4 protein-coding genes and 1 riboswitch are annotated in these 3,859 nt (G+C 73.5%); of the genes, 1 reads left to right on the plus strand and 3 read right to left on the minus strand.

Annotated features, from left to right (window positions below):
* From gcvPA to gcvT, 3 genes are all read right to left on the minus strand, one after another.
* Positions 1-1,254, minus strand: a 1,254-nt coding sequence (gcvPA, locus tag IM632_RS13285) for an aminomethyl-transferring glycine dehydrogenase subunit GcvPA (protein ID WP_296552452.1), incomplete at its 3' end; no start/stop codon positions are given.
* Between the two features lie 3 nt (positions 1,255-1,257).
* Positions 1,258-1,623, minus strand: coding sequence for a glycine cleavage system protein GcvH (gcvH, locus tag IM632_RS13290; RefSeq protein ID WP_296481582.1), 366 nt, complete (start codon positions 1,621-1,623; stop codon positions 1,258-1,260).
* A 13-nt stretch (positions 1,624-1,636) separates the two neighbouring features.
* On the minus strand, positions 1,637-2,752 hold the full coding sequence (gcvT, locus tag IM632_RS13295; RefSeq protein ID WP_296552455.1) for a glycine cleavage system aminomethyltransferase GcvT: 1,116 nt from the start codon (positions 2,750-2,752) through the stop codon (positions 1,637-1,639).
* Between the two features lie 167 nt (positions 2,753-2,919).
* Positions 2,920-3,008: riboswitch (glycine riboswitch) on the minus strand.
* Positions 3,009-3,124: 116 nt separating this feature from the next.
* Here gcvT and IM632_RS13300 point away from each other — a divergent pair.
* Positions 3,125-3,859, plus strand: a 735-nt coding sequence (locus tag IM632_RS13300) for an efflux RND transporter periplasmic adaptor subunit (protein ID WP_296552456.1), incomplete at its 3' end; no start/stop codon positions are given.

Genomic DNA, 3,859 nt, shown 5'->3' on the forward strand with positions numbered 1-3,859 from the left:
CATGCCGGCGGACGGGTCGAGGCGGGAAACCGGCACGCCGGCGAGGATCCCCTCCCCGGCCAGGGCCTCGACCAGGACGGCCGCGGAGCCGGGGACCCGGATCGCGACTTCGTTGAAGAAGCGGGGGGTCAGGACCTCCACGCCGGCCACGCCGGCCAGGGCCGCAGCCAGGGTGCGGGCCCGGCCATGGTTCACCTCGGCCAGCCGCCTCAACCCGGTCCCGCCCAGAAGGGTCATGTGGATGGAGAAGGCCAGGGCGCACAGGCCGGAGTTGGTGCAGATGTTCGACGTGGCCTTCTCCCGCCGGATATGCTGCTCACGGGTGGAGAGGGTCAGGACGAAGCCCCGGCGGCCCTCGGCGTCCACGGTCTCGCCACAGAGCCGGCCCGGCATCTGGCGGACGAACTTCTCGCGGCAGGCGAAGAGGCCGACATAGGGCCCGCCGAAGTTCAGGCCGACCCCGAGGGACTGGCCCTCGGCCACGGCGATGTCGGCGCCCATCTCGCCCGGAGACTTCAGGAGGCCCAGGGCTACGGCCTCGGTGGTGACCACCACCAGCAGGGCGCCGGCGGCGTGGGCGGCCTCGGCGATGGCGGTCACGTCCGTCACCGTCCCGAAGACGTTGGGCGTCTGGACGACAACGCAGGCGGTCTCGGAGTCGATGGCCGCCAGGACGTCAGCCTCGGCGTCGACCGAGGCCGGACGGCGGGCGATCTCCATGCCCTCGGCGGTGGCGATGGTGCCGGTGACGGCGGCGTACTGCGGGTGCAGGCCGCCGGACAGGACCGCCTTGCGCCGGCGCGTGACCCGACGGGCCATCATGACGGCCTCGGCGCAGGCCGTGGAGCCGTCGTAGAGGGAGGCGTTGGCCACCTCCATCCCAGTGAGGGCGGCGACCTGGGTCTGGAACTCGAACAGGACCTGCAGGGTGCCCTGGGCGATCTCGGGCTGGTAGGGCGTGTAGCTGGTCAGGAACTCCGACCGCTGGATCAGGTGGTCCACCGTGGCCGGGACATGGTGGCGATAGGCCCCTGCGCCGCAGAAGAAGGGCCCGGCCCCGGCAGGCCGGTTCAGGGCCGCCAACCCCGCCAGCTCACGCTCCACCTCGATCTCGCCTGCGGCGTGAGGCAGGTTCACCGGGCCGGACAGGCGCGCCGGGGCGGGAACGTCGGCGAAGAGGGCGTCGATGTCGGGGGCGCCGATCACCCCCAGCATGTGGCGGCGGTCCGCCTCGTCCAGCGGCAGGTAACGCATGGCTCAGAGGGTCTCCAGGAAGGCGTCGTAGGCGGCCCTGTCCATCAGGGCGTCATATTCGGCCCGGTCGGCGATCCGCACCCGCGCGAACCAGCCCCCGGCCTCGGGCTCGGCATTGACCGTCTCCGGCGCGCCGGCGAGGGCGTCGTTGGCCTCGACCACCTCGCCGGACAGGGGGGCGTAGACGTCGGAGGCGGCCTTGACGCTCTCGACCACCGCCATGCCCTCGCCCGCCTTGAGTCCGCGGCCCGGTTCCGGCGTCTCGACATAGACCACGTCGCCCAGCTGCTCGGCGGCGTAGGCGGTGATGCCGACCGTGGCGATGTCGCCGTCGAGGGCGACCCATTCATGGTCCTTGGTGAAGCGCATGGCGGAAGTCCTTTCAGGGCCGGCGGACATAGCGGTGGGGGACGAAGGGAAGGCCGACGGTCTCGACCGGCCAGGTGCGGCCCCGGACCACGACCCCGAGCCTCTGACCGGGCGCGCAGAGGGCCGGCGGGGCGAAGCCGATGGCGATCGGGTAGCCGAGGGTGGGCGAGAAGCCGCCGGAGGTGACGACGCCGACCTCGGCGCCCTCCCCGTCGACGATGACGGCGCCTTCGCGCGCGGGAGCGCCCTCCAGCACCCTGAGCGCGATGCGGGCGCGCGACGGCGCGCCTGACAACTCGGCCAGGATCCGGGCGGCGCCCGGGAAGTCTCCGCGGCGGCGGCGCGAGGGCGAGATGGCGAAGGCGAGGCCGGCTTCGACGGGGCTCACCGTGGCGTCGACGTCATGGCCGTAGAGGGGCAGGCCCGCCTCGAGCCGCAGGGAGTCCCGCGCGCCCAGGCCGATGGGCTTCACCCGGTCGTCCGCCAGCAGCAGGTCCCAGACCCGCGCGGCCTCGGACCCGGGAAGCGAGATCTCGTATCCGTCCTCGCCGGTATAGCCCGAGCGGGAGATGATCAGGTCCAGGCCGCCGAAGCCGGCCAGGGCGGCGCTGTCCATGAAGGCCAGGTCCGCCGCGCCGGGGACGTGGGCCGCCAGGACCGCCGCCGCCTGCGGGCCCTGGAGGGCCAGGAGGGCGCGGTCCTCGAGGCGCTCAAGCTTCACGCCGGAAGGCAGCCGGGCCTCCAGGAAGCGGAAGTCATCGTCCTTGCAGGCCCCGTTGACCACCAGGAACAGGCCCCGGTCGTCCGGGCGGGCGGCCATCAGGTCGTCGAGGATTCCACCCGCGTCGTTGAGCAGGACCGAGTACTTCTGGCGGCCAGGCTTCAGGGCGGCGAAGTCGCCGGGGACGACCGCCTCGAAGGCGCCCGCCCAGCCCTCGCCGGTCAGCCAGGCCTGGCCCATGTGAGAGACGTCGAACAGGCCGGCGGACTCGCGCGTCCAGGCGTGCTCCTTCATGACCCCGTCCGGATACTGGATGGGCATGTCGTAGCCGGCGAACCCGGCCATGCGGGCGCCCGCTGCGAGGTGGGCCGCGTGCAGGGGCGTGCGCTTCAGTCCGGCTTGGCTCATCAGGGACTCCCGGCGACAACACGACGATCGAGCAACGGACAGGCCGCTGCGCCTCGCCCCCGCTGTCCTTGGCGCCTGAGAGATTTCAGCCCGGGCGGGACGGATCCCGCAGGGCCTTGCTCCTTCGGCGAGCACCGGGCGGACCCGGTGCTGCTTTCCAGCGTTCCTTCGCCTTCGCGGTCCTTTTGCCTGAGCGTTTCCGGGGCGGTTGCGCCTTCGGCTCCGGGCGGGGCCCGGTCTCTCCCGCGAGAGTCCGCCGGAACCTGCGCGATGGCCCCCGGGGAGTCAATGAGTCGCCGGCGGCCTCCGGGATTGTCCACAACTTGCGCCCGCTTCCGGGCGGGTCTAGCAGGTCGGGGGACCGGAGGCGCCATGACGCAGACTCCCGAAACCCGCACGCACGCGCCTACCGGCCGTCGCCTTGTCCTCGCACCCCTCCTCCTGCTGGCCCTGGCCGCCGCAGGCGGTCTGGCCTGGCTCTCGCTCCGGCCCGTTCCCGTAAGGACGGGACAGGTCGAGCGGGGCGAGGCGGTTGAGGCCGTCTACGCCTCCGGCGTGGTGGAATACGTCCGCCAGGCCCGCGTGGCGCCGGTCGTCTCCGCCCCCATCCTCAGGGTTCTGGCCGAGGAGGGCCAGGCGGTCGCCGCAGGCCAGGTCCTCGCCCAGCTCGACGACGGCCCGCAGATGGGAACCACCCTCCAGCTGGAGGCCCAGGCCGCGCAGGCGCGGGCCGCCGAGCGCCGGGTCCGCCGGCTGAGCGAGGCGGGGTTCGCCGCGCCCGCCGCCCTCGAGGACGCCGTCAGCCAGCTCCGCGCGGCGGAGGCCGCCGCCCAGTCGGCGCGAGCGCGCCAGTCCGACTACCGGATCCGGGCGCCCTTCGCCGGGCGGGTCCTTCGCCGGGAGGCCGAGCCCGGCGACCTGGCGCGGACCGGGACGCCGATGTTCGTGATCGCCGACCCCGCCGACCTGCGGATCACCGCCGACATCGATGAACGGGACATCGGCCGGCTGGCGCCCGGCCAGGAGGCGGTCCTGAAATCCGACGCCTTCCCGGGCCAGACCTTCCCTTCCCGCCTGACCGAGCTGACGCCGCAGGGCGACGCCGCC

It is taken from the genome of Phenylobacterium sp. (assembly GCF_020402505.1).
Taxonomy (GTDB): Bacteria; Pseudomonadota; Alphaproteobacteria; order Caulobacterales; family Caulobacteraceae; genus Phenylobacterium.

What these genes read in the sequence shown, in the direction of transcription:
- gcvT (WP_296552455.1), bottom strand. Translation starts at nt 2,752, where the DNA reads ATGAGCCAAGCCGGACTGAAGCGCACGCCCCTGCACGCGGCCCACCTC.
- gcvH (WP_296481582.1), bottom strand. Translation starts at nt 1,623, where the DNA reads ATGCGCTTCACCAAGGACCATGAATGGGTCGCCCTCGACGGCGACATC.